The 24,617-nt window shown below is 70.1% G+C and carries 19 protein-coding genes and 1 tRNA gene; 11 read left to right on the plus strand and 9 right to left on the minus strand.

The window, feature by feature from the left end:
• Positions 1-3 precede the first annotated feature (3 nt).
• Positions 4-6,831 (plus strand): YDG domain-containing protein, encoded by a 6,828-nt coding sequence (locus ACEJ41_RS04400; protein WP_374013576.1) that lies wholly within the window; start codon positions 4-6, stop codon positions 6,829-6,831.
• A 45-nt stretch (positions 6,832-6,876) separates the two neighbouring features.
• On the opposite strand, the gene dxs is transcribed toward ACEJ41_RS04400, so the two are convergent.
• The 5 genes from dxs to ACEJ41_RS04425 form a co-directional block, all read right to left on the minus strand.
• Positions 6,877-8,805: a 1-deoxy-D-xylulose-5-phosphate synthase gene (gene dxs, locus ACEJ41_RS04405; protein ID WP_374013577.1), complete on the minus strand. Its 1,929-nt coding sequence runs from the start codon at positions 8,803-8,805 to the stop codon at positions 6,877-6,879.
• A gap of 163 nt (positions 8,806-8,968) precedes the next feature.
• Positions 8,969-9,619: an HNH endonuclease gene (locus tag ACEJ41_RS04410; protein ID WP_374013578.1), complete on the minus strand. Its 651-nt coding sequence runs from the start codon at positions 9,617-9,619 to the stop codon at positions 8,969-8,971.
• 52 nt (positions 9,620-9,671) lie between these two features.
• Positions 9,672-10,148, minus strand: a complete 477-nt coding sequence (locus ACEJ41_RS04415) for a hypothetical protein (RefSeq protein ID WP_374013579.1) — start codon at positions 10,146-10,148, stop codon at positions 9,672-9,674.
• Between the two features lie 32 nt (positions 10,149-10,180).
• Positions 10,181-10,738, minus strand: a complete 558-nt coding sequence (locus ACEJ41_RS04420; protein WP_374013580.1) for a lipocalin family protein — start codon at positions 10,736-10,738, stop codon at positions 10,181-10,183.
• Positions 10,739-10,887: 149 nt separating this feature from the next.
• Positions 10,888-10,963: transfer RNA gene (locus tag ACEJ41_RS04425), tRNA-Phe, on the minus strand.
• 152 nt (positions 10,964-11,115) lie between these two features.
• On the opposite strand from ACEJ41_RS04425, the gene ACEJ41_RS04430 reads away from it, so the two are divergent.
• Complete coding sequence (locus ACEJ41_RS04430; RefSeq protein ID WP_374013581.1) at positions 11,116-11,589, plus strand: DUF6491 family protein; 474 nt, start codon at positions 11,116-11,118, stop codon at positions 11,587-11,589.
• A gap of 66 nt (positions 11,590-11,655) precedes the next feature.
• On the opposite strand, the gene ACEJ41_RS04435 is transcribed toward ACEJ41_RS04430, so the two are convergent.
• The 3 genes from ACEJ41_RS04435 to ftsY all read right to left on the minus strand — a co-directional run bounded on the left by ACEJ41_RS04435 (position 11,656) and on the right by ftsY (position 14,276).
• Complete coding sequence (locus ACEJ41_RS04435; RefSeq protein ID WP_374013582.1) at positions 11,656-11,931, minus strand: oxidative damage protection protein; 276 nt, start codon at positions 11,929-11,931, stop codon at positions 11,656-11,658.
• Between the two features lie 9 nt (positions 11,932-11,940).
• Positions 11,941-12,996 (minus strand): A/G-specific adenine glycosylase, encoded by a 1,056-nt coding sequence (gene mutY / locus ACEJ41_RS04440; RefSeq protein ID WP_374013583.1) that lies wholly within the window; start codon positions 12,994-12,996, stop codon positions 11,941-11,943.
• Between the two features lie 65 nt (positions 12,997-13,061).
• Positions 13,062-14,276 carry a signal recognition particle-docking protein FtsY gene (ftsY, locus tag ACEJ41_RS04445; RefSeq protein ID WP_374013584.1) on the minus strand — a complete coding sequence of 405 codons (1,215 nt, stop codon included), beginning with the start codon at positions 14,274-14,276 and terminating at the stop codon, positions 13,062-13,064.
• A 140-nt stretch (positions 14,277-14,416) separates the two neighbouring features.
• On the opposite strand from ftsY, the gene rsmD reads away from it, so the two are divergent.
• The 7 genes from rsmD to ACEJ41_RS04480 all read left to right on the plus strand — a co-directional run bounded on the left by rsmD (position 14,417) and on the right by ACEJ41_RS04480 (position 20,965).
• On the plus strand, positions 14,417-15,025 hold the full coding sequence (gene rsmD / locus ACEJ41_RS04450) for a 16S rRNA (guanine(966)-N(2))-methyltransferase RsmD (protein WP_374013585.1): 609 nt from the start codon (positions 14,417-14,419) through the stop codon (positions 15,023-15,025).
• Between the two features lie 40 nt (positions 15,026-15,065).
• Positions 15,066-15,569: a pantetheine-phosphate adenylyltransferase gene (gene coaD, locus ACEJ41_RS04455; protein WP_374013586.1), complete on the plus strand. Its 504-nt coding sequence runs from the start codon at positions 15,066-15,068 to the stop codon at positions 15,567-15,569.
• Positions 15,570-15,595: 26 nt separating this feature from the next.
• Positions 15,596-16,099 (plus strand): hypothetical protein, encoded by a 504-nt coding sequence (locus ACEJ41_RS04460; protein ID WP_374013587.1) that lies wholly within the window; start codon positions 15,596-15,598, stop codon positions 16,097-16,099.
• Positions 16,100-16,156: 57 nt separating this feature from the next.
• Positions 16,157-16,438, plus strand: coding sequence for a YfhL family 4Fe-4S dicluster ferredoxin (locus tag ACEJ41_RS04465; protein ID WP_374013588.1), 282 nt, complete (start codon positions 16,157-16,159; stop codon positions 16,436-16,438).
• Positions 16,435-18,180, plus strand: coding sequence for a gamma-glutamyltransferase (gene ggt, locus ACEJ41_RS04470; protein ID WP_374013589.1), 1,746 nt, complete (start codon positions 16,435-16,437; stop codon positions 18,178-18,180). Before ACEJ41_RS04465 ends, ggt begins: the two co-directional genes overlap by 4 nt.
• A 61-nt stretch (positions 18,181-18,241) precedes the next feature.
• Positions 18,242-19,132, plus strand: coding sequence for an MBL fold metallo-hydrolase (locus ACEJ41_RS04475; RefSeq protein WP_374013590.1), 891 nt, complete (start codon positions 18,242-18,244; stop codon positions 19,130-19,132).
• Positions 19,133-19,225: 93 nt separating this feature from the next.
• A complete protein-coding gene (locus ACEJ41_RS04480) occupies positions 19,226-20,965 on the plus strand; it encodes a glycoside hydrolase family 9 protein (RefSeq protein WP_374013591.1) in 1,740 nt (579 codons plus the stop codon).
• On the opposite strand, the gene ACEJ41_RS04485 is transcribed toward ACEJ41_RS04480, so the two are convergent.
• Positions 20,962-22,443: an aminotransferase class III-fold pyridoxal phosphate-dependent enzyme gene (locus ACEJ41_RS04485; RefSeq protein WP_374013592.1), complete on the minus strand. Its 1,482-nt coding sequence runs from the start codon at positions 22,441-22,443 to the stop codon at positions 20,962-20,964. The two genes, ACEJ41_RS04480 and ACEJ41_RS04485, sit on opposite strands and share 4 nt — an antisense overlap.
• A gap of 122 nt (positions 22,444-22,565) precedes the next feature.
• On the opposite strand from ACEJ41_RS04485, the gene ACEJ41_RS04490 reads away from it, so the two are divergent.
• Complete coding sequence (locus ACEJ41_RS04490; protein ID WP_374013593.1) at positions 22,566-22,997, plus strand: Lrp/AsnC family transcriptional regulator; 432 nt, start codon at positions 22,566-22,568, stop codon at positions 22,995-22,997.
• A 55-nt stretch (positions 22,998-23,052) separates the two neighbouring features.
• Entirely contained in the window at positions 23,053-24,108 is a 1,056-nt protein-coding gene (gene queA / locus ACEJ41_RS04495) for a tRNA preQ1(34) S-adenosylmethionine ribosyltransferase-isomerase QueA (RefSeq protein WP_374013594.1), read from the plus strand.
• Positions 24,109-24,617: the final 509 nt, after the last annotated feature.

Raw genomic sequence — 24,617 nt, forward strand, 5'->3', positions numbered from 1 at the left:
AACGTGAACCATACCTATCGTCTGATCTGGGATGAAGCGCGCGGTGCATTCGTGGCGGTGGCGGAGATCTCCTGCCGCCGGGGCAAGCGGGCCGGCGCGGTGGTGCTTGCCGCCGCCGCCTTCCTCGGCACCGTGCCGCTGTGCGCGTTCGCGCAGAGCGCCGGGGCATTGCCAACCGATGGCCATGTGGTGTCCGGCCACGCGCAGGTGGACCAGCACGGTTCGAGGATGACCGTGCGCCAGGACAGCCAGCGCCTGATCATGAACTGGGGCGGCTTCGACATCGGCAGCGGGGCCGGCGTGCATTTCGAGCAGCCCAACCGCGATGCGGTGGCGTTGAACCGCGTGCTTGGCACCTCGCCCAGCATGATCGCCGGTGAGCTCACCGCCAACGGCCAAGTCTGGCTGGTCAACCCCAATGGCGTCTACTTCGGCAAGGGCGCGCAGGTCGACGTTGCCGGCCTGGTGGTCAGCTCGCTGTCGGTGAGCGACGAGGATTTCCTCGCCGGCCGCGCGCGTTTCGCGGCCTCGGGCACCGCCGGCCAGGTGCGCAACGATGGCCGGATCAACGCCGGCGATGGCGTGGTCGCGCTGCTGGCGCCGTCGGTGGCCAATACCGGCCACATCAGCGCCGCGCAGGTCGGCATGGCCGCCGGTGACACGGTTGCGCTGGACTTCGACGCCGATGGGCTGCTCTCGCTGCAGGTCCAGCGTGGTGCGCTGGAGGCCGAACTGCGGCATGGCGGCCTGATCCAGGGCGGCAACGTGGTCATGACCGCGCATGCGGCCAGCGCGTTGCGCTCCAGCGTGATCAACCTCGATGGCGTGGTCGAGGCCACCACCCTGCGCGAACAGGGTGGCCGCATCGTGCTGGACGCGGGCGAACACGGCGTGGTGGAGATGGGCGGGCGGCTCGATGCCAGTTCGCGCGACGGCGCGGGCGGCCGCATCAGCATCACCGGCCGGGACCTGTCGCTGGACGGCAACGCCGCGCTGGATGCCAGCGGCGCCACCGGCGGTGGCACCATCCACGTGGGTGGCGGCTGGCAGGGTGCGGACCCGGCGCTGCTCAACGCCACCACCGTGGAGGTGGCGGCAGGCGCCCGCGTCGACGCCAGCGCCACCGGCGCAGGCGACGGCGGCGAAGTGGTGTTCTGGTCCGACGGCGACATCCGCTTTGCCGGGCAGATCGCCGTGCGTGGTGGCGCGCGGGATGGTGATGGCGGCCGCGCCGAAGTCTCGGGCAAGCAGACGCTGTCCTACAGCGGGCGCACCGATGCACGCGCCGCGCATGGACGCACCGGCGACCTGTTGCTGGATCCGGCCACCATCACGGTGCTGGCCGGCGGTACCGGCACCGACAGCATCGGTGATACCACCGTCTATGTCGCCGACCTGGAAGCCCAGAACGCCAACGTCACCCTGCAGGCCGACAACGGCATCACCTTCACCGACCTGAGCCTCAACGGCGGCGACGGCCGGCTGACGATGGCCAACAACGTCAGCCTGCGGCTGGAGAACGCCAGCCAGCATATCCGCTTCAACAATCCCGACAACACCATCGAGGTGTTCGGCAGCGGCAGCATCTACATGCAGTCCGGGCGCACCAGTACCGGCTACCTCACCGACGTGGCCAACCTCATCGCGCATGGCAGCGGCAGCAATCCCGGCACGCTGCCAGTCCACGATGTCACCGTCGTCGGCAGTGGCACGCCCGGTGCCGGGTCGATCACGCTGTTCGGTGCCGATGGCATCACCATCGGCGGTTCGGTCACGACCAATGGCGGCTACGTGCGCATCTGGGCCGACTCGGACAACGCCAGCGGCGGCGGCATGACCCTGTCCTCGCCGGTCACGACCAACGGCGGCAACCTGCATGTGTCCGCGGGCACCTCGCCGATCGAGCTCAACTCCGACATGATCCTCGGCTCCGGGCGGATCCTGTTCGGTTCCGATGGCAGCTACAGCTCCGGGTCCAAGGTACTCAATGGATTGCTCAGCGCTTCGGGCAACGTGGACATCACCACGGCGTTCACGTTCGGTGGCAACGCCAGCATCCATACCGATGGTGCCATCAACTTCGGCAATGTCCCGGTCAATCTCAATACCGGTGCCGGCGTGCTCACCCTGCGCGCCAGCAGCATCAACTGGGGTACGGCGACACTGACCAACCTGAGTACCGCCTCGATGCGGCTGGAGCCCTACGACCCGTCCGTCAGCATGGTGCTGGGCGCTGCCGGCGGCTTCGCTTCGGCCGCAACGCTGAGCAAGCTGCCGGGCATCCGCAACCTGACCATCGGCCGCGAGGATGGCACCGGCACCATCAGCGTGTCGGGCAACTACAACTTCGATGCCAGCGGCAGCTTCGAGGTGGTCAACCGCACCCTGGACTTCACCGCAGGCGGCCTGTCCAACACCGCCGGCAACGTCATCCTTACCGGCGACAACATCAACATCGGCCAGGCCGTCACCGCCAATGGCGGCACGGGCAAGGTCGTCATCCGCCAGGCCACCGCGGCCAACGAACTGCGCCTGGGCAGCGGCCTGGACAACGCCTCCATCGGCCAGGTCAATGCCGCCACCCTCGAAGTGGGCCGCAGCGACGGTGGCGACCTGGTGTTCGACAGCGACATCAGCACCAGCGCCACCAGCGTGCACCTTAAGAGCGGCGGACGCGTGACCGGCGTGGATGGTGGCGTATCGGCAAACAACCTGGCCATCACCGCCGGCGGCGGCGCCACCATCACCGACGACACGTTCGACTTCACCACCCTGGCCCTGAGCACCGGCGGCGACACTGACATCCGCAGCTCCACCAGCGACTGGGGCCTGGGCACCGTGGACGGCCAGGTCGGCCTGGCCATCCAGCCCGGGCGCACGGCCCAGGTGACGCTCGCTGCGCAGGGCACCCTGGGCCTCAACTCGGCCCTGGCCTTCAACAACAGCGCCAGTGTCGTGCGTGCCCACGCCGGCAACGGCTTCGCCGCCGGCACTGCGGCCGTGGGCGGGCAATCCCAGGCGGCGGTCGAGTTCAGCCTGGACGGTGCCGGCAAGTCCTTCGCGCTGGGCGGCGCCAGCGGCACGCTGAGCGGTGCGCACATGGCCCGGTTCAATGGCTTGAGCACGTTGCGGATCAATGCCGCCGATGACGACATCACGGTCGGCGCGTTCAACGTCAACGTCGGCCGGCTGGAAGTGACGGCCAACACGCTGATCCAGCAGGGCGCCATGACCAAGGGCGGCACCGGCGGACTGTACCTGGACGTGGCACAGGGTGGCCTGCAGCTGGATCACGGCATTTCCGCGGTGTCCGGCCTCGTATCGCTGAACGATCAGGCAGGTGCGGGTATCCAGGGGCCTGGCGTGATCACCGCGGGCACGCTGGCCCTGCGCAGCGCCGGCCAGGTCGCGCTGGGCGGGACCCAGCAGGTGGCGCGTGTGGCAGCCGATGTCGGCAGCCTGGGGCTGACCAACGGAAGGGCTCTGGCAGTGGGTGTGGTGGATGGCCTGACCGGCGTCACCGCCACCGATACCGTCGATCTGCGCACCACCGGTGCGTCCGATTTGACGCTCGATGCCGCGGTTGCTGCGGGCAACAGCAGCGGCGCGACAACGGCAGCGCTGCTGGCCGCCGGACGCAACTTCATCAACACCGCCGGTGCCAGTGCCGTGGTTGCAGGCAGTGGCCGCTGGCTGGTGTATTCCAGCACCCCGCTGGCCGACACCCGCGGTGGCCTTGCGCCGGACTTCAAGCAATACAACGCGGGCCTGGGCGATGCGGTGCTTGGCACTGGAAACGGGTTCGTGCATACCGTTGCGCCGCAACTCACCCTGGGCCTGACCGGTGCGGTCAGCAAGGTCTACGACGGCGACAACACCGCCACCGTGGACCCGGCGACCCAGGTATCGGTCAGCGGCGCGATCAACGGCGACCAGGTCGTGCTGGACATCGCCGGGCCTGCGACCTACGACAACCGCAACGTGGGCACCAGCAAGGCGGTCACCGTCGCCGGCATCACCGTGGACGGCGTGTCCAACGGAACGGAGATCGTCTACGGCTATGGCCTGGCAAGCAACAGCGCCAGTGGCAACGTCGGCACCATCACGCCCAAGCAACTGCAGCTGGCCGCCGGCGTGGTCCAGGACAAGGTGTACGACGGCAACACCGACGCAACCGTGGGTACGCTGGAACTGGACGGCGTGGTCAGCGGTGACGATGTCTCCGCGGGTGGCCCGGTCACCGCCCAGTTCGTGGATCGCAACGCCGGCAACGCGAAGCAGGTCAACCTTGGGGGCCTGACCCTGGGCGGTACCGATGCCGGCAACTACCAGGTCAGCACCACCACCGCGGCCAGCATCGCGCGCAGGCAGCTGCAGGCGGTGGTGCAGGTGGACGACAAGGTCTACGACGGCAACACCCTGGCGCATGTCTCCAGCCAGGCGCTGGATGCGGCGGTGGCCGGCGATGACGTGGCGCTGGACATCACCGCCGGCAACTTTGCCGACAAGAATGCGGGCAGCAACAAGGCCGTGACCTTGACCGGTGCCCTGTCCGGCCTCGATGCCGCCAACTACACGCTGGCGCCGGCCTCGATGAACACGACCGCCAGCATCACCCCGAAGACGGTGACCGAAGGCACGCTGAGCGTGGCGACCAAGGTCTACGACGGCACCCGTGCAGCACAGGTGGGCAGCAGCGGCCTGGTCGGCGTGGTGTGGGGGGACAACCTGGGCCTGATCGCGGATGGCCAGTTCCGCGACAAGAACGCCGGCAGCGGCAAGACCGTGGACGTGGACCTGTCACTGGCCGGTACCGATGCGGGCAACTACGTGCTGGCACGCACCTCGGCGCAGGTAACCGGCGACATCACCCGCAAGGCGCTCGATGCCGGCGCCCTGGACGTGGCGACCAAGGTCTACGACGGCACCCGCAACGTGCAGGTCACCAGCGCCACGCCGTCGGGCGTGGTGGCGGGCGACAACCTGTTCGTCGACGTGGACGGAATGTTCCTGGACAAGAACGCCGGGGTCGGCAAGGCCGTGGACGTGCAACTGGCGTTGCGCGGCTCCGATGCCGGCAACTACAGCTTGACCGCCGATACGGTGCGCACGGTCGGCACGATCACGCCCAGGACCGTCGATGCCGGCCAGTTGAGCGTGGCCACCAAGGTGTACGACGCCACCCGCGATGCGCAGGTCAGCAGCAGCGGCATGCAGGGCGTGGTGTCCGGTGACAGCATCAGCTTGGGGCTGCAGGGCCAGTTCGAGGACAAGAACGCCGGGCTGGGCAAGCGGGTGGACGTGCAACTGGCGCTGGGTGGTGCCGACGCCGGCAATTACCGGCTGGACTCCGCAACCGTGCAGGCCGTGGGCGACATCACGCCCAGGACGGTGCAGGCAGGGGGTGCGCTGAGCGTGGCACCGAAGGTGTACGACGCCACCCGCGACGCCCAGGTCAGCGGCGGCACCCTGCAAGGCGTGCTCGCCGGTGACGATCTGGCGCTGGAACTGGATGGCCGGTTCGTCGACAAGAACGCCGGCACCGGGAAGGTGGTCGACGTGGACCTCACCCTGGCGGGCCCGGATGCCGGCAACTACCAGTTGGAACACGCCACGGCCACGGGTACTGGCGACATCACACCCAGGGACCTGGAGGCAGGCCAGGCCACGGCGGTGGACAAGCCATACGACGGCACCCGCAACGCCGCCGTGGTGCTCCCGTCGCTGGACGGCGTGCTGCCCGGCGACAACGTGGCACTGCAGGGTGGCGGGCAGTTCGATGACATGACCCCGGCGGCCGACAAGCCGGTCCGCATCGAGCTCTCGCTCGGCGGCACGGACGCGGGCAACTACCGCCTGCTCAATGCCCAGCAACAGGGCAGTGCGACCATTTCCAGCCCGCCGACGCTCGGTGCGGTGGACGCACTGCTCCCGTCGCTGACCGGCGCCAACGGAACCCAGCCGGGCAACAACGGCAACATCGGTGGTGGTGGTGGCCCGGGCGCCGTGATCGCGGCCGCCGGTGCGGCGCCGGACCCGTCCGGGTCGGCACGTCCGCAGTTGCCGGACAGCGGGTTCGACCTGGTGGGCGGTGCGGGTGGCAGTGGCCAGGGTGCGAGCGGCAGTGGCCAAGGTGCGGGCGGCAGCGGTCAGGGTGCGGGTGGCAGCGGTCAGGGTGCGGGCGGTAGCGGAAGTGCCGGCGGCCAGGGTGGCGCTGGCTCGACCGGGGTTGCCGCCGGCACCACCGACGGCACTACCGGCACGCAGCCGGCCGGCGGCTCCGGAGTGACCGATGCGGGTGCGGGTGCAACTGGCGCCGATGCCGGTGGCCAGGGTGGCGCGCAAGGCGCCGATGGCCCGCAGGGTGGTCGCGCCGGCTCTGGCACCTCGACCCTGGTGATGGAGCAGCTGTTGCGCAACGGCGATGGCGTGAGCGTATCGCTGGGCGGCGAACCGCTGGCCGAACCGCAGGTCAGCACGCTGCCGGTGTTCCTGGAGGAGCAGGGACAGTTCGTGGGCCAGTACCGGGTGGCCGACTCCGGCGACAGCCTTGCGCTGCATCCGATGCAGGGCGGCCAGATCGAAGCACCGCGGCTGCAGCAGCCGGTGCGTGCCAGCTACCGGGTGCAGGTGCAGGTCGAAGGAGAGGACGACGCGGTGTGGCTGCAGCTGGAGTTGCTGGAGGATGGCACCTTGCGCGTCACTGCGCCGCGTGCGGCTGCACAGCTTGGCCAGGATGTCCTTGGCACCTATGGCCTGACCGCACTCAAGCGGCTGGGCGGGGTGGCACCGCAGCAGGTGCGCATGCTGGTCCTGCGGTTCCAGGACTGATCGTGTGGAACGGGGAGGAAGCGCCCGGCGCTTCCTCCCCGTGGCTCAGGCCCCGGCTGCGCGCGACAGCGCTGGCGTGGCGGCATGCACCAGGTGTGGCCAGCGCCGCAGGATTGCGGCACGGATGCCGGCGGTATCGATGCCGGCTTCGGCAAGCAGGTCCGCGCGGCTGGCATGATGCTGGAAGGCATCGGGCAGGCCCAGGTGCAGCACCGGCAACAGCACGCCTTCGGCGTTGAGCAACTCGGACACCGCCGAGCCGGCGCCGCCGGCCACCACGTTGTCCTCGACGGTGATGAAACCGTCGTGGTCCCGCGCAAGTTCCAGCAGCAGGGCGCGGTCCAGCGGCTTGACGAAGCGCATGTTGACCACGGTCAGGCCAAGCTCGGCGCCGGCTGCTTCGGCCGCGGCCACCGTTGCGCCGAACGCCAGCAGCGCCAGCGGCCCGCCGCGACGGCGCAGTTGCGCCTTGCCAATGGGCAGGGTGTCCAGCCCGGCAGACACGGCCACGCCCGGGCCGGTGCCGCGCGGATAGCGCACCGCGGCCGGGCCGGTGTGGTGCAGGCCGGTACTGAGCATGCGCCGGCATTCGTCCTCGTCGGCCGGCGCCATCACCACCATGTTGGGTACGCAGCGCAGGTAGCTCAGGTCCAGGTTGCCGGCATGGGTGGCACCGTCCGGGCCGACCACGCCGCCGCGGTCGATGGCGAACAGGACGTCCAGGTTCTGGGTGGCCACGTCATGCACCAACTGGTCGTAGCCGCGTTGCAGGAAGGTGGAGTAGATCGCCACCACCGGCTTGGCGCCCTGGGTGGCCATGCCTGCGGCCAGGGTGACCGCGTGCTGTTCGGCAATGGCCACGTCGAAGTAACGGTCCGGATATTCCTTGCTGAAACGCACCAGGCCCGAGCCTTCGCGCATGGCCGGGGTGATGCCCAGCACGCGCGGATCGGCCACGGCCATGTCGCACAACCAGTCACCGAACACCTCGGTGTAGGTCGGCCGCGAGGCGGGCGCCTTCGCCACCAGGCCCTTGGCCGGGTCGAACGGGCCAACCGCGTGATAGCCGATCTGGTCGCCTTCGGCCAGCTCGTAGCCCTTGCCCTTGGTGGTGATCACGTGCAGCAGCTGCGGCCCCTTCAGGGTCTTGAGCGTCTTCAGCGCGCCCAGCAGCGCGGGCACATCGTGGCCGTCGATGGGGCCGGTGTAATGGAAGCCCATCTGCTCGAACAGGGTGGAGGGCACGAACATGCCCTTCCAGTGCTCCTCCCAGCGCCGCACGAAGCGCGCCGGTGGCTTGTTCTTGTCGCCGAGCAGCTTCTTGCCGCCCTCGCGCAGCTTGTTGAGGGTGGCGCTGCCGCTGACCCTGCCCAGCATCTTGGTCAGCCCGCCGACCGCCTCGGAGATCGACATCCGGTTGTCGTTGAGGACCACCAGCAGGTCCGGCTCCGGGTCCATGCCGCCGGCATGGTTGAGCGCCTCGTAGGCCATGCCGGCGGTCATCGCGCCGTCGCCGATCACCGCCACCACCTTCGGGGGCGCGCCGTCGCTGCCGGCCTTGTGGCGGGCGGCGATGGCCATGCCCAGCGCGGCGGAGATCGAGGTGGAGGAATGGCCCACGCCGAAGCAGTCGTACTCGCTTTCCTCGCGCTTGGGGAACGGGGCGATGCCGTCCTTCTGCTTGACCGTATGGATGCAGTCGCGGCGGCCGGTGAGGATCTTGTGCGGATAGGTCTGGTGGCCCACGTCCCAGACCAGTTGGTCGACCGGGGTGTCGTAGAGCCAGTGCAGGGCCACGGTCAGCTCGACCACGCCCAGCCCGGCGCCGAAGTGGCCGCCGCTGCGGCCCACCGACTCGATCAGGTAGGCGCGCAACTCCTCGGCCACGGCCGGCAGCTCGGCCTCTTCGAACAGGCGCAGGTCGGCGGGCGTATCGATGCGCGACAGGCGCGGATAGCGGGCGGAATCGATCATTGCAACGGGCGCCATACGGGCGGCCATTGTCCTCCCCGGGGCCGTGACGGGGCAAGCAAGACGGTTCAGGCACGTAGCCCGTGCGCCGCCATTGCCGCTGCCGCCGCGGAGCGTTGCGCCGTCGGGGCCAGGGCGCCTTTCGCGCCGCCCCGGGCCATGAATGTTACGCCACCAGCTTGGAGCGCTTGGGCAACTGCGCCTTCAGGAAGGCCATCTGGTCGGCCAGGATGCTGCGGTTGGACAGGATCAGGTGCTCGATCCAACTGGGCCGGTACGGCACCGCCAGCAACGGCATGCGCGCCTGCTGCGGGGTGCGGTCGCTCTTGCGCGAGTTGCACTGGACGCAGGCGGTGACCACGTTCTCCCATACGTCACGGCCGCCCCTGGACAACGGCTTGACGTGATCGCGGGTCAGGTGCGGGCGGGCGAACTGGCGCCCGCAGTACAGGCACAGGTGCGCGTCGCGCGCGAACAGGGCGTTGTTGGACAGGGCCGGTGTGGGGTCCAGTGCACGCGGATGGGCCTGGCCGCGGGTGGCGACGATGGGATGCAGGTCGATGAAGCTGCGCGCGCCGCTGGCGCGGGCGATGCCGCCATGCACGCGCAGGCAGGGCACGCCCAGGGTCCAGGCCACCGCATCGCGCGCGTAGAGGCAGGTCGCATCCTGCCAGTGGATCCAGTCCATCGCACGCCCGTAGGCGTCCAGGGAAAGCACGCGCAGCGCCGGTGCCAGGGAGCGCACCGGAGAAGTCGATACGGCCGGTGCGGGCGCCCCGGTGCGGATCAGGCCTGACGTGGCTGTGTCCGTCTCCATCGGGAAAACAGCTTATACCCGATCGATGGCGGTTTGGGTACGCGCACCCGGCTCAGCGCAGCACGCCGTCCAGGCCGGGGGCAGGGTTGATCGAGCTGCGGTAATCGACCTCGAACTCGCGTTGCTTCCTGGCCTCCTCCGGCAGGGCCTGGACCTTGCCTTCGAGCCGGTAGGCGAGGGTGCGGCGTGCGGACAGCGCATCGGCCACCACGATCCGGGCCACGCCCTCGGGCTTGAACGTGGCCTTGACCACGTCGGCCGAAGTCGGGCCGATGGAGATGCCCGGGGTGGCGCGCAGGGTGCCGGCCGCCTGCTCGTCCACGCTCAGCGCAAGTTGCAGCCCCTCGAAGCGCATCGAGACGCTGCTGAAGTTGTGCAGGCGCAGGTCCACCACCCAGTCGCCGTTGGCCTGTACCGCCACCTGCTGGATCGATACCGATGGCGGAGACACCCGGCGGGTGTTCTTGCCGCACCCGGCGAACAGCGCAACAACCATGGCCAACGCGAACAATTGCAGGAAACGCTTCATGCAGCCTCCGGATCGCCGAGTGCGGCAGGATACTACGGCGCAGCCGGCGGCTCGCGCAGCGGGGCGGCGATCACCAGCGGTGCCAGGTCGTAGCCCATCGCCTGCGCGCGCGTGCGCAGGCGCTCGAACAGCCCGCGATCCATCGACGGCTCGCGCGACAGGATCCACAGGTACTTGTGCCCCGGTTCGCCGACCATGGCCCACTGGTAGTCCGGGTCCAGCTCAAGCACCCAGTAGTCGGCCCATACCAGCGGCAGCCAGGACAGCCAGTCGGGCACGAAGCGCACCTGCAGCCGGCCCGGGTGCCCGTCCACCGTGCGTGCCACGCCCAGCGCTTCGTCCATCTTGCCGTCGCGGTTGCGGCAGGCGTTGCGCACCCCGATGCCGCCATCGGCACGGAGGGTGTAGGCCACGGTCAGGTCGCTCGCGCAGCGGCGCTGGAACGACACCGGCAGATGCGCGATCTCGTACCACTGCCCCGCATAGCGCGACAGTTCCAGTTCCGGCACGGCGGTCACCGGAATCCGGGCCAGGGCCGGCGGCGGCAGCATCGCCAGGCACAGCACAAGCAGCAGCGGAATGACACGCATCGTGGCCTCCGGTGGCGGCAAGGGGGCGGATGCTAGCACTGCGGCGGTAAGGAACCGCTGGTGGGTGCGCGCCTTCGATCCTGCACGCACTTGGGAGAAGAACAAAAAAAGGCGCCCATGGGCGCCTTTCTTGCAGGTCCTGATGCAAATGGTGGCCGGGGAGGGAATCGAACCCCCGACACGGGGATTTTCAATCCCCTGCTCTACCAACTGAGCTACCCGGCCACGCGCTGCGGGCTTGGCCGCGGCGAGGGGCGGAATGATAGCGGGGAGCGCCGAATCCGACAAGCCGTGCGGCGGCGGGGGCGGCACCGGGATTCATCGCACGTCTGTGGGGCAGGGTGGATGATCGGTGCATTCCCCCTGGAGGGCGTTCGATGAACAAGATGCGCGTGATCCTCTTGCTGGCCGCCGCTGCCGTCATTGCAGGCTGCGCCGGCACGCCGCGGATGAGCGATGCGGACCGGCTGGCCTTGTACCAGGCGCATGCGGGCGAGCCGGTGCGCGGGTTCTCGCTGTTCGGTGGCCTGTATGGCTGGTCGCCGCTGGGCAACCGGGCGATGGTGGTGTGGACCCGGCCCAACCAGGCCTGGTTGCTGGACCTGGCCGGCCCTTGCTACGACCTCGACTACGCCACCGCGCTGGCGATCTCCAGTTTCGGCGGCCGGGTGCAGGCGCGCTCGGACAGTGTCACGCCGCTGGGTTCGATGGTCGGGCAGGTGGGGCGGGTTCCGTGCCGGATCGACCGGGTCCGCCCGGTGGACGCCAAGGCGGTGAAGCAGGCCGAGCAGGACGTGCGCCAGGCCAGCGTGCAGCCACGCCAGGCCGAGGAAGCCAGCGGCGCCGAGTGATGCCTGCGCGGGTCCAGGCACGGTGGGCGTGTGCGCCTGCGTGCGCCCTGGTGCGCGGCGCGCTGCTCAGTTGCCGGTGGGGGGCACGTAGCCGGCCGGCGCTTCCGCACCACCGCCGAACAGGAACTTCTCCATCTCCCCTTCCAGGAACGCGCGGTGCTTGGGGTCGCGTGGGGACAGGCGGTTCTCGTTGATCAGCATGGTCTGGTGCGCAAGCCACGCGGCCCAGCCGGCCTTGCCGATATTGGCGTGGATGCGCTGGCCCAGCGGGCCGGGCCAGGGGATGAAGTCCAGGCCTTCGGCGTCGCGTTGCTGGTACTGGCAGAAGACGGTGCGGGACATGGCGTGGGCTCAGAGGGAATCGAGCAGCTTGCGGATCGGCGCCGGCAGGCCCAGTGTGGCCAGTTCGTCGCGCGCGATCCAGCGCAGGTCCTCATTGTCGCCCACCCGGTCGCGCGGCGCGACCTTGCGCAGGCGCAGTGCACGCAGGTGCAGCCGGTAGTGGCTGAAGGTGTGGACGATGGGCGGCAGTTCCTCGGCCGCGTCGTAGTCGCCGTGGGCCTGGTGTGCGAACCACTGGCGCATCAGTGCATCGGTGTCGGCTTGCGGCAGGGTCCACAGTGAGGCCCAGATGCCGGTAGGCGGGCGTCGCTGCAGCAGCAACTGGCCGTGGGTGTTCTCCAGCAGCAGGGCTACCGCTTCGCGTTCTGGCAGGGGCTTGCCGGGACGCGGCGTGGGCAGGGTATCCACCCGGCCTTCGCGCAGGGCGATGCAGTCAGCCTGCACCGGGCAGTGCAGGCAGGCGGGATTGGCGCGGGTGCACAGGGTCGCGCCGAAATCCATCTGCGCCTGGGTGTAGTCGGCCATGCGCCCGGCCGGCACGTGTTCCAGGTGTGCCTGCGCCAGCAGCCACAGCCGTTTCTCCACGGCCGGGCTGCCGGGCCAGCCATCCACGCCGTGCAGCCGGGCGAGCACGCGCTTGACGTTGCCGTCGAGGATCGCGCAGCGCTCGCCCCAGGCCTGGGCGAGGATCGCGCCGGCGGTGCTGCGGCCGATACCGGGCAGGGCGTGTAGGGCCTCGAACCCGCACGGCAACGCGCCATCGTGTTGCGTCACGCACAGCTTTGCCGCCGCATGCAGGTTGCGGGCGCGGGCGTAGTAGCCCAGGCCGGCCCAGTGCGCCATCACCTCGTCGGTGGAAGCGGCGGCCAGGTCGGGCAGGGTCGGGAAGCGCTCCACGAAGCGCAGGAAATACGGAACCACCACCGCGACCTGGGTCTGCTGCAGCATGATTTCCGACAACCACACCCGGTATGGCGTGCGCGGATGCTGCCAGGGCAGGTCGTGGCGGCCGTGGCGATCAAACCAGGCCAGCAGGCGCGGCGGGTAGGCGGAAGGCTGGCTCATGCTGGCCGCAGGGGTCCGGGGCCGGGTCGCCGCCGCAGGCAGGCCGTGCTTGCGCGGGCCGGCACCTAGGCGCCCAGCGCCTCGGGCAGCAGTGCGTCGACGAAGGCTTCGGGGTCGAACACGCGCAGGTCTTCGGGCCGCTCGCCGATGCCGGCATAACGGATCGGGATGCCGAACTCGCGCGCCAGCGCGAACAGCACGCCGCCCTTGGCGGTGCCGTCCAGCTTGGTCACCACCAGCCCGGTGACGCCCACGGCCGCATGGAACTGGCGCAGCTGGCTGAGCGCGTTCTGGCCGGTGGTGCCGTCGATCACCATCAGCACTTCGTGCGGTGCGGCCGGGTCGATCTTCTGCAGCACGCGCTTGATCTTGCCCAGCTCGTTCATCAGCCCGACCTGGGTATGCAGGCGGCCGGCGGTATCGGCGATCAGCACGTCGGCGCCGCGCGCACGAGCCGCCTGCAATGCGTCGAACGCGACCGAGGCCGGGTCGGCGTCCTGGCCCTGGGCGATCACGGTGACGCCGTTGCGCGCGCCCCAGGCCTGCAACTGGGCCACGGCGGCGGCGCGGAAGGTGTCGCCGGCGGCCAGCATCAGGCCGTGGCCCTCTTCCTTGTAGCGTCGGGCCAGCTTGCCGATGGTGGTGGTCTTGCCGACGCCGTTGACGCCCACGGTGAGCAGCACGAATGGCTTGGCGCTGCGGTCGATCTGCAGCGGGCGGGCCACCGGCTGCAGCATTGCCACCAGGTCGGCACGCAATGCGGCCAGCAGCGCCGCAGCGTCGGCGAACTCGCGGCCCTTCATCCGCTTGCGCAGGCCCTCGACCAGGGCGGTGGTGGCGGTGACCCCGACGTCGGCAGTGAGCAGGGCCGTCTCGATCTGCTCCAGCAGATCCTCGTCCAATTGCGGGTTGCCGGAGAACAGGCCGCCGAAGCTGCGCGCGAAGGCGCTGTTGCGCAGCCGTTCGCGCCAGCCCGGCTTGCCGGGCGCGGCCGCCGGCTGCACCGCCTGGCCGCCATCGACCACGGTGCCGGGGCTGTCCACGCTGACGGCCTGGCTGGCATCGGCCACGCTTTCCAGAACCACCACCGCCTCCGGTTCCACGCGCACCGCACCGGCGGCCCGGTCGATGCCGCCATCGGCGGGGACCGGCCCGGCGGGGGTGTCCGTAGCCGACGGCGCCTGCGGAAACGCGGCCGCCAGTTCGTCGGCGCTCAGGCGCCCGGAAGCGGGGGGAGTGGAGCCGGATTCGGGCTTCTTGCGGCGGAAGAAACTGACCATTGCACGCGGATGTCGGACAATGCGCACATGCTAGCACCGCACCCTGCGCCCGCCCCTGCACATGGGGTCCAAGCCGCCTTGCCCGCACCCTGGCGTGCACCGGGTGCGCCGTGGGTTGCACGCCGCAGGGGGGCGCACCGATGAAGCGGCGCATCGCCGGCGGCAACGCGGCAGGTGCGCGGGCGGGCGCTGGCGGCAGCGTGCGCATCATCGGCGGACACTGGCGCGGCACGCGGTTGCCCGTGCCTGATCGGCCCGGCCTGCGTCCCACCTCCGACCGGGTCCGCGAAACCCTGTTCAACTGGCTGATGCCGGCCCTCCCCGGCGCGCAGGTACTCGACCTGTTTGCCGGCAGCGGTGCACTGGGGCTGGAGGCGGTTTCGCGTGGCGCCGCGCAGGCCACCCTGGTGGAGCGCGATGCGCAGCTCGCCTCTAACCTGCGCACGCATGTGCAGCGGCTCGGCGCGCAGGACCGGGTGCGGGTGGTGGAGGACGATGCCCTGCGCTGGCTGGCGCAGGCTTCCGGGCCGCCATGCACCATCGCTTTCGTCGACCCGCCATTCGCCGACGGGCTGTGGCAGGCGGTGTTGCCGGCGTTGGCGCCGCACCTGGCACCCGCGGCGTGGGTCTACGTGGAATCCCCGCCTGCGCTTGCGCCGCCGCTCCCGCCCGGCTGGCAGCTGCACCGCGAGCTGCAGACCGCGCAGGCGCGGGCGGCGCTGTACCGTGGCCCGGAGGCGGGACGCTGATACACTCGACAGTACCCGTCCGGCCCCATAGAGCGTCCGAGTGGTCAACCGCCGCACCGCCGTCTATCCCGGCACCTTCGACCCGATCACCAACGGCCACATCGACCTGGTCGAGCGCGCCGCGCCGTTGTTCGACCGCCTGATCGTCGGTGTCGCGGCCAGCCAGTCCAAGGGCCCGACGTTGCCGCTGGAATTGCGCGTGCACCTGGCCCGCGAGGCACTGGCCGCGCATCCGCACGTGGAGGTGCGCGGCTTCGACTCGCTGCTGGCGCATTTCGTCCGCGACGTCGGCGCCGGCGTGCTGCTGCGCGGCCTGCGCGCGGTGTCGGATTTCGAATACGAGTTCCAGATGGCGAGCATGAACCGCCACCTGATCCCGGAGGTCGAGACCTTGTTCCTGACCCCGGCCGAGCAGCACAGCTTCATCTCATCCTCGCTGGTGCGCGAGATCGCCCGATTCGGAGGCGATGTCTCGGGTTTCGTGACACCAGCGGTGGCCGCGGCCCTGCGCGATGCCAGGCGGGGCGATGCAGTTTCCGAATGACACTTGAGAACAACGGGAGGTTCCACATGAACAAGACCACGCGCGCCCTGGCGCTCGCCTGCATGCTGATGCCGCCGCTGCTGCTGACGGCGTGCAAGAACGAGGTGCCGGTGACCAACGCGGCGTCCGAGAAGCAGGCCCTCAGCGCACCTGCCAAGGACGACGATGCGGCATGGAAGGCCTACCTGCCTGCAGTTGTGCAGGAAAACATGGGCACCATCACCAACAACCCGTTCCTGTACTACCTGCCGCCGGAATCGGACCCCGAGTTCGATGCCAAGTACGAGCGCCAGGTCGAGGCGGCCACCACCGCCGTGGGCCGCGGCATCCAGAAGAACAACATGCTGGCGTTCGGCTCGCCGGCATCGGCCAGGATGGCCGACATGATCGAGGTCGCGTTCAAGGACGTGCCCGCCGACACGCTGGAGGGCGTGCGCATCCTGTTCATCGGCGAGGCGGCCGACAACGACCGGGTCCGGGCCGTGCTGGCCCCCACCGGTGCCGAGTACGTGTTCATCGAAGCCAAGTAACCGTCCCAGCGCCCGGCCAATCATGGCCGGGCGCCTGCGGGACGGCCGTGCCCCCGCATGTCCCTGAAGATCAACGAACTCTGCGTCAACTGCGACGTCTGCGAGCCGGCCTGTCCGAACCAGGCCATCTCGATGGGCGAGACCATCTATGTGATCGATCCTGCCCGCTGCACCGAGTGCGTGGGGCATTTCGACGAGCCGCAATGCGTGGTGGTCTGCCCGGTTGAATGCATCGACCCTGATCCGGAACACCCGGAAAGCCAGGAGATGCTGCTGGCCAAACTGCTGCGGCTGCGGCAGGAACATCCCGAACTCCATCTCGACGAGGCGGTTCCATGACCCTGTGCGTGCGGCTGTTGCTGGCCTTGCTGTTGCTGCCTGCCGTGCCGGCATTGGCCGACTCCGCGGGGCAGCGGCCCGCGGGCGCGCCACCGCAAGGCGCGGCCATCGCCAGCGCGCATGCGCTGGCCACCGATGCCGGGTTCGAGGTGCTGGAGCAGGGCGGCAATGCCTTTGATGCAGCCGTCGCGGTGTCGGCCGCGTTGTCGGTGGTGGAGCCGATCAGCTCGGGCCTGGGTGGCGGCGGCTTCTTCCTGCTGCACCGGGCCAGCGACGGCCGCGACGTCTTCCTGGACGCGCGCGAAACCGCGCCAGCGGCCGCCACCGCCGACCGCTACCGCGACGCGGACGGGAAGCTGGATCGCGAGCACTCGCAGAATGGTCCGTGGTCGGCGGCCATTCCCGGCCTGCCGGCCGCGCTGGTGCACCTGGCCGGCGAATACGGGCAGTTGCCGCTGTCGGTGAGCCTGGCACCGGCCATCCGCCTGGCCCGCGACGGCTTCCCGGTGTACGAGCGGCTGGAGCGTGGCTATGCGGCGCGGCGCGAGGTCATGGAGCGTTACCCCGGTACCCGCGCGGTGTTCCTGGCCGGTGGCCAGCCGCCGCGGGTCGGGCAGACCCTGCGGCAGCCGGACCTGGCCCGTACCCTGGAAGCGCTGGCCGCGCGCGGTTTCGACGGCTTCTACCGCGGCCAGGTGGCGAAGGACCTGCTGGCAGGCGTGCGTGCGCAGGGCGGGCAGTGGACCGCGGCCGACCTGGCCGGCTATGCAGTCAAGGAACGCGAACCGCTGCGCTTCGGCTACCGCGGCTGGGAGATCGTCACCGCGCCGCCGCCGTCCTCCGGGGGCGTGGCCCTGGCGCAGATGCTGCAGGTACTGGCCGGCTGGGACCTGTCGCGGCAGGCGCCGGCGCAACGCGCGCACCTGACCGTCGAAGCCATGCGCCGTGCCTTCCGCGACCGCACCTTCTACCTGGGCGATCCGGACTTCGTGCACGTGCCGGTGGACGTGCTGACCAGCCCGTACTACGCCGCCGGGCTGCGCGCGACCATCCACCCGGACAAGGCAACGCCCAGTGACGTTTTCTCCGGCCGGCCCACGCCGCTGGAGGACGAGGAAACCACCCACTTCTCGATCATCGACGCGCAGGGCAACCGGGTCGGCGCCACCCAGACGGTGAACCTGCTGTTCGGTTCGGGCCTGGTGCCGCCGCGGACCGGGGTGCTGCTCAACAACGAGATGGACGATTTCGCGTTGCTGCCCGGGCAAGCCAACGCCTTCGGGGTGATGGGCTTCGAGGCCAATGCGCCGGAGCCGGGCAAGCGCCCGCTCAGCTCGATGACCCCGACCTTCATGCTCTCGCCGGACAAGGTGGCGGTGCTGGGCACGCCGGGCGGCTCGCGCATCATCACCATGGTGCTGCTGGGCGTGCTCGGCTATGCCGACGGGCTCGGCGCACAGCAGGTCGCGGCGCTGCCGCGCTACCACCACCAGTGGTTGCCCGATGTGGTCCTGGCCGAGTCCGGCGCGTTCGATGCGGAGACCGCTGCGCGGCTGCGCGGCATGGGCCATGTGCTGCAACTGCCGGGGGATACCGTGTCCGGGCGTGGCTCCAGCCATTCATGGGGCAACCTGCAGACGGTGGCGCTGGACCGGCGCACGGGCGAGTTGAGCAGCGGATCCGATCCGCGCAACCCGGGCGGGAAGGGCGAAGTGCGCGCGCTGGAAGCTGCGGGCAAGTAACGCGTCGCGTGCGCAGTGCAGGGTTCCGGATTCTTAACCGCGGCGGCGCTAGCATTTGCGCATGAAACTCTGGTCCATCCGCGGCAATTCGCAGAAGCTCGACGGCGGCTCGATGTTTGGCAACGCGCCGCGGGCGATGTGGGAAAAGTGGGCCACGCCCGACGCGCACAACCGCATCGACCTGGCCTGCCGCGCGCTGCTGGCCAGCCCGCTGGCAGGCAGGACGGTGTTGTTCGAGACCGGCATCGGCGCGTTCTTCGAGCCGCGCCTGCGCGAGCGCTACGGCGTGCAGGAAGACCGCCACGTGCTGGTGGAGTCGCTGCGCCAGGCCGGCTTCGAGCACGAGGACATCGACGTGGTGGTGCTCAGCCACCTGCATTTCGACCATGCCGGCGGGCTGCTGGCGCCGTGGGCGGAAGGGCGCGCGCCGGAACTGCTGTTTCCCAACGCCACCTACCTGGTGGGTGCGGCGCACTGGGAGCGGGCCCGGAACCCGCATCCGCGCGACCGCGCCAGCTTCATCCCCGAACTGCCCGGGCTGCTGCAAGCCAGCGGGCGGCTGGAGATCGTCGATGGCCCGCGCTCGCGTGCGCTGGGCGACGCGGTGCGCTTCAGCTTCAGTGATGGCCACACCCCGGGCCTGATGCTGGCCGAGATCGCCGGGCCGCGGATGGTCGGCGGGCATCCGCACGGCGGGGTGGCGTTCTGTGCCGACCTGATCCCGGGGCGCTCGTGGGTGCACCTGCCGATCACCATGGGCTACGACCGCAATGCCGAATTGCTGATCGACGAGAAGCGCGCGTTCCTCGAGGACAAGCTGGCCCGCAACGTGCGGCTGTTCTTCACCCACGACCCGGAATGTGCGCTGGCCGAGGTGGTGCGCGCGGACAACGGCCGCTTCGGCACCGCGCACGAGGTGGCCGAACTGCGCGCGCGCCCGCTGGCGGCCTGAGCGGCAGCGCGCAGCCAGGCGCGGACCGCACGGGTTGCAGCGCGGCGCCGATGCAGCCAGCATCGCCCTGTCATCCACGTACAGGCCGCAGCCGTGCATCGACTCCCGGACATCCTCCTGTTCACCGCGCTGACGACGCTGGCCGTTGCCGCGCCCGTGGCCTGCAGCGCGCGCGCCGTCGCCACGCCGGCGATCCATCTCAACCAGCTCGGCTTCCTGCCCGGCGCCAGCAAGGTGGCGGTGGTCGAAGGCATCGCCGGCGGGCGCTTCGAAGTGGTGCGCGAGCACGACGGTGCGGTGGTGCTGGCCGGCGACCTGGCGCAGGCATCGGTGTGGCCGGCGTCGGGACGCGCCGCGGCGGCGGTGGACCTGGGCGCGCTGGATGCACCGGGCCGCTACCGGGTGCGGGTGGGCGGCCACGTCTCCGATCCGTTCCCGGTCGGCGCCGATGCCTATGCCGCGCTCGGCGACGCCGCGCTCAAGGGCTATTACTTCAACCGCACCGGTACCGCGCTTGCGCCCGAACACGCGGGCCGGCATGCGCGCGCCGGCGGGCACCCGGATACCCAGGTCAGGATCCACGCATCGGCCGCATCTGCGGCCAGGCCGGCCGGCAGCGTGATCTCCGCGCCCGGCGGCTGGTACGACGCCGGCGACTACAACAAGTACGTGGTCAATTCCGGAATCACCACGCATACGCTGCTGGCGGCCTGGGAAGACTTTCCCGAGGTGTTCGGCGGGCGCGACATCGGCATCCCCGAAAGTGGCGACGCGGTGCCCGACCTGCTCGACGAGGCGTGGTGGAACCTGCGCTGGATGCTGGCGATGCAGGACCCGGCCGACGGCGGCGTGTACCACAAGCTGACCAACCTGCGCTTCGACGGCATCGTGATGCCGGATGCGGCGCGCGACAAGCGCTACGTGGTGCAGAAGAGCACCGCCGCCGCGCTCGATTTCGCCGCGGTGATGGCCCAGGCCAGCCGCATCTACGCCGGTTACGAAGCGCATTTCCCGGGCGTGCCGGCGCGCATGCATGCGGCGGCCGAGGCGGCCTGGCGTTGGGCACAGGCCAACCCCGACGTCATCTATCGGCAGCCGAAGGACGTGTCCACCGGCGCCTATGGCGACAGCCACCTGGATGATGAGTTTGCCTGGGCCGCGGCCGAGTTGTTCGTGCTCACCGGTGACGAGGCCTATCTGCGCGCGTTCGATCGCCACGCCGCCGAACCCGGCGTGCCGGCGTGGGCGAACGTGGGCGGCCTGGCATGGGCCACCCTGGCACGCCATCGCGAACGCCTGCCCGATGCGGCGCTGCGCACGCGGGTGACCGATGCGGTGCTCGGCCTGGCGCAGCGGCTTGCAGCGCAAAAGCGCGATTCGGCCTGGCAGATCGCGATGCAGCCGGAGGATTTCGTCTGGGGCAGCAGCGCGCAGGCGCTCAACCAGGGGCTGATACTGGTCCAGGGCTATCGCCTAGGCGCGCACCGCGATTACCTGGACGCTGCGCAGGCGCAACTGGACTACGTGCTCGGCCGCAATCCGCTGGGCGTGTCCTTCGTCACCGGGCATGGCGTGCGCACGCCGATGCAGATCCACCACCGCCCGTCGATGGCCGATGGCATCGACGAGCCGGTGCCCGGGCTGCTGTCGGGCGGGCCGAATCCGCGCCAGCAGGATGCCCGCGACTGCCCGGTGGCGTATGCATCGTCGCAGCCGGCGCTGTCGTGGATCGACCACGACTGCAGCTACGCCAGCAACGAGATCGCGATCAACTGGAATGCGCCGCTGGTGTACATGACGGCGGCGATCCAGGCGTTGACGCCGGCGCCCTAGCCGCGCTGCGGCGCCTCGCGCAGCGCGCGGCCGACCAGGCCCAGCAGCAGGTCCAGCTCCTGCGCATCGATCCCGAAGTGCGGGGTGAAGCGCAGCGAGTTCTCGCCGCCATGGATGACATTGGCGCCGTGGCGGCGCAGCCACTCCTCGATCGAGCCGGCGCCGTAGCACTTGTACCGCGGCGCCAGTGCGCAGGAGAACAGCAGGCCGGTGCCCTGGACCCTGGTGATCGCGTCGCCCAGCTCGTCCTTCAGCTGCTCCAGCCCGCGCAGGGCCTGCGCACCACGCTCGCGGATGTTGTGCCGCAGTTGCGGGGTCAGCAGCTCCAGGGTGGCGCAGGCCACCTCGAGCGCGCGCGGGTTGGTGGTCATGGTGTTGCCGTACACGCCCTTGCGGTACAGGCCGGCCGCATGCGCGGTGGCGGCCAGCACCGACAGCGGAAACTGGGCCGCGTTGAGGGCCTTGGAATAGGTCTCCATGTCCGGCGGCTCCACGCCCTCGAAACCGGGGTAGTCCACCAGCGACAGCACGCCATGGGCACGCATCCCGGCCTGGATCGAATCGACCAGCAGCAGGCTGCCGTGGGCGCGGGTCAGTTCGCGCGCCACGCTGTAGAAGGCCGGGGGCACGGCCCGGCCCGGGTCGCCTTCGCCCATCACCGGCTCCAGGAACACGGCCTCGATGAACCAGCCCCGCTGCTGTGCGTCGGCGAAGGCCTGGCGCAGCGCGGCCTCGTCGTACGGCGGGATCACGATCACCGAGTCCTCGCCGCGGTAGCTGGCCAGGTGTTGCACGTAGGCACGGCGGCTGGAATCGGAATACAGCCCGGGCCGGTCGGTGCGGCCGTGGAAGCTGCCCTTGACCACGACCCGCTTAATCACGGCGCCGGCATGGCGTGCCCCGGCATCGGTCTGCAGCTTGGCATTGATGTCGGCAATGCGCGCAGCCAGGCCCACCGCTTCGGAGCCGGAATTGAGGCACATGAAGCGCGCGAACGGGCAACCGCCGCGGGTATGGCCGATCTCACGGCGCAGCGCCCCGGTGAAGCGGCGCTGGGCAAGGTTGGGCGTCATCACGTTGGCCATCGGCTGCGGCCGGGCCAGTGCGTCGAGCACGCTTGCCGGGGTGTGGCCGAAGCCGAGCATGCCGTAGCCGCCGGCGTCGTACACCACCGCGCCCTTGAGCGTCACCACCCAGGGGCCGCGTGCGGCCAGGGCGACATAGGGGCTGACGCAGTCGTCGGGATAGAAGTTCACCAGGTCCGCCTGCATGGCCTGGACCTGGTCGGCCTCGTCCATGTCGAGCAGGTCGGCATCGGTGTGGCGCGCGCGCGCGTAGGCGTCCGCGGCAGCGGCGATGGCTGCGGCCAGGTCCGGATGCGAGGCCGCCAGGCGGATGATGTGGGCATCGTCCAGGCCGGTGGTCAGGCGCTGGCCGTGGTGGGCACGCAGCGGGGCCAGCGGGGCGAGGATGGACATGGGGTGCTCCTCAGCGCGGGTATGCCTCCATTATGTGCAAGGTATCGTCGTTTTACAGATATGATCCGCGCAATGAACGGGCAAATGTCGTCGAATCGACGAAACCCATGGTGGCCGGCGGCATGAAGATCACCGAGGCCGACGTGCAGCTGCTGTCGCTGCTGCGCGAGGATGCGCGCGCATCCACCGCGCAGATCGCCCGCCGCCTGGGCCTGTCGCGTACCACGGTGCAGAGCCGGATCGACCGGCTGCAGCGCCAGGGCGTGATCCGCGGCTACACCGTGCGGATCGACGACGGCGTGGAGCATGCGCGCATCCGCGCCCACATCATGATCACCGTCTCGCCCAGGAAGATGGCGGCGGTGGTCAAGGCGTTGCATGCGATCCCGGAGGTGCGCACGCTGCAGTCGGTCAGTGGCCCCTACGACCTGGTTGCGCTGGGCGTGGTCGGTGACGTGGGCCAGATGGACGTGCTGACCGATCGCATCGGCGCGGTCGACGGGGTGGAGCGCACGTCCTCGGCGATCGTGCTGTCCACCAAGTTCGAGCGCTGAGCGGGCGCGCCGCCGCCGCTACAATGGCCGGCTCCCGCGCGCGCCGGCCGCTGCCTTGAAGACATCCGATTTCCAATACGACCTGCCCGAGGAACTGATCGCGCAGGCGCCTTTGCCGGAACGCTCGGCCAGCCGGCTGCTGCTGGTGCCGCCGGCCGGTGGCGAGCTCGCCGACCTGCAGGTGCGTGACCTGCCGGGCCTGCTGCAGCCGGGCGACCTGCTGGTGTTCAACGACACCCGGGTGATCCCGGCGCGCCTGTCCGGGCGCAAGGACAGCGGTGGCCAGGTGGAGATCCTGATCGAGCGCTTGCTGGCGGATGCCTGCGCGCGCGCGCAGGTGCGCGCCAGCAAGTCGCCGCGGGCTGGTACGCGGATCCGGCTTGATGGCGGGGGCCATGCCGAGGTGCTCGGGCGCGAGGGCGAGTTCTTCGTGTTGCGCTTCGAGGTGGATGCGCCGCTGGAGCAGTGGCTGGTGCGGGCCGGGCAGTTGCCGTTGCCGCCGTACATCCGGCGCGCGCCGGACCGCGAGGATGCGGCGCGCTACCAGACGGTGTTCGCGCGGCGCGATGGTGCGGTCGCGGCGCCGACCGCGGGCCTGCATTTCGATCCGCCGCTGTTGGAGGCGTTGCGCGTGCGCGGCGTGGAGACGGGGCGGGTGACGCTGCACGTGGGTGCCGGCACGTTCCAGCCGGTGCGGGTGGACGATGTGCGCGCGCACACGATGCACAGCGAGTGGCTTGAGGTGGATGCGGCGCTGGTGGAGCAGGTGCGGCGCACGCGGGCTGCCGGTGGCCGGGTGGTGGCGGTGGGGACGACGGTGGTCCGTGCGCTGGAGAGCGCGTGGCACCGGGGCGAGGATGTGGCCGATGGCGGTGAGTTGCGGCCGTTCACGGGGGAGACGCGGATTTTCATCTATCCGGGCTATCGCATCCGCAGCGTGGATGCGCTGGTCACCAATTTCCATCTGCCGCAGAGCACGTTGCTGATGCTGGTGTCGGCGTTTGCGGGCAAGGAGCGTGTGCTGGAGGCTTACCGCCATGCGGTGCGGCAGCGTTACCGGTTCTTTTCCTACGGCGATGCGATGTTGTTGTGGGGGCAGGCGTCGTCTTGAGCGGGTGCGGCGGTCGTGTCGGGAGTGTGCCACTTCATAAGCGCTCCACTTCGGAGACGGCCACTTCGGACGGAGCCGCGCCGGTGCCGGGGTATCGCTCTCCCCTCGGGCGGGCTTCCTGCCCGCACTCGGGGTCGCGGCACATCCATGTGCCGCTTGCCGCGATACCCCGGCACCGTCGCGTCTTCGCGGCGTTGGGTGGGTGGGGTTCGTTGGGGTGTGCTTGCGGCGATGAGGTGGCACCGACGCGTCTTCGCGGGTGTTGGGTGGGTGGGGTTCGTTGGGGTGCGCTTGCAGCGATGAGGTGACACCGTCGCGTCTTTGCGGGTGTCGGTTTCCTTGGAAACGGAAGGACATGTGGCACTGCAGCACTTGACAGGGAGGCATGCCATCGTGTCCCCTTGCAGGCCATGTCGAAGCCTTGCGCCAGCTACCTGCGATCCGTTCCGCCGCTGCGGCGGCAGGGCGCGTGCGCGCCGGCCATCGGCATCATCACGATTACCGCCACC

The organism is Pseudoxanthomonas koreensis (assembly GCF_041890415.1).
GTDB lineage: Bacteria > Pseudomonadota > Gammaproteobacteria > Xanthomonadales > Xanthomonadaceae > Pseudoxanthomonas > Pseudoxanthomonas koreensis_A.

What these genes read in the sequence shown, in the direction of transcription:
- ACEJ41_RS04420 (WP_374013580.1), bottom strand. Translation starts at nt 10,738, where the DNA reads ATGCGTGTCATTCCGCTGCTGCTTGTGCTGTGCCTGGCGATGCTGCCG.
- ACEJ41_RS04410 (WP_374013578.1), bottom strand. Translation starts at nt 9,619, where the DNA reads ATGGAGACGGACACAGCCACGTCAGGCCTGATCCGCACCGGGGCGCCC.
- ftsY (WP_374013584.1), bottom strand. Translation starts at nt 14,276, where the DNA reads ATGGTCAGTTTCTTCCGCCGCAAGAAGCCCGAATCCGGCTCCACTCCC.
- ACEJ41_RS04460 (WP_374013587.1), top strand. Translation starts at nt 15,596, where the DNA reads ATGAACAAGACCACGCGCGCCCTGGCGCTCGCCTGCATGCTGATGCCG.
- ACEJ41_RS04490 (WP_374013593.1), top strand. Translation starts at nt 22,566, where the DNA reads ATGAAGATCACCGAGGCCGACGTGCAGCTGCTGTCGCTGCTGCGCGAG.
- ACEJ41_RS04465 (WP_374013588.1), top strand. Translation starts at nt 16,157, where the DNA reads ATGTCCCTGAAGATCAACGAACTCTGCGTCAACTGCGACGTCTGCGAG.
- ACEJ41_RS04430 (WP_374013581.1), top strand. Translation starts at nt 11,116, where the DNA reads ATGAACAAGATGCGCGTGATCCTCTTGCTGGCCGCCGCTGCCGTCATT.
- ACEJ41_RS04415 (WP_374013579.1), bottom strand. Translation starts at nt 10,148, where the DNA reads ATGAAGCGTTTCCTGCAATTGTTCGCGTTGGCCATGGTTGTTGCGCTG.
- ACEJ41_RS04435 (WP_374013582.1), bottom strand. Translation starts at nt 11,931, where the DNA reads ATGTCCCGCACCGTCTTCTGCCAGTACCAGCAACGCGACGCCGAAGGC.
- ACEJ41_RS04485 (WP_374013592.1), bottom strand. Translation starts at nt 22,443, where the DNA reads ATGTCCATCCTCGCCCCGCTGGCCCCGCTGCGTGCCCACCACGGCCAG.
- mutY (WP_374013583.1), bottom strand. Translation starts at nt 12,996, where the DNA reads ATGAGCCAGCCTTCCGCCTACCCGCCGCGCCTGCTGGCCTGGTTTGAT.
- ACEJ41_RS04475 (WP_374013590.1), top strand. Translation starts at nt 18,242, where the DNA reads ATGAAACTCTGGTCCATCCGCGGCAATTCGCAGAAGCTCGACGGCGGC.
- dxs (WP_374013577.1), bottom strand. Translation starts at nt 8,805, where the DNA reads ATGATCGATTCCGCCCGCTATCCGCGCCTGTCGCGCATCGATACGCCC.
- ggt (WP_374013589.1), top strand. Translation starts at nt 16,435, where the DNA reads ATGACCCTGTGCGTGCGGCTGTTGCTGGCCTTGCTGTTGCTGCCTGCC.
- rsmD (WP_374013585.1), top strand. Translation starts at nt 14,417, where the DNA reads ATGAAGCGGCGCATCGCCGGCGGCAACGCGGCAGGTGCGCGGGCGGGC.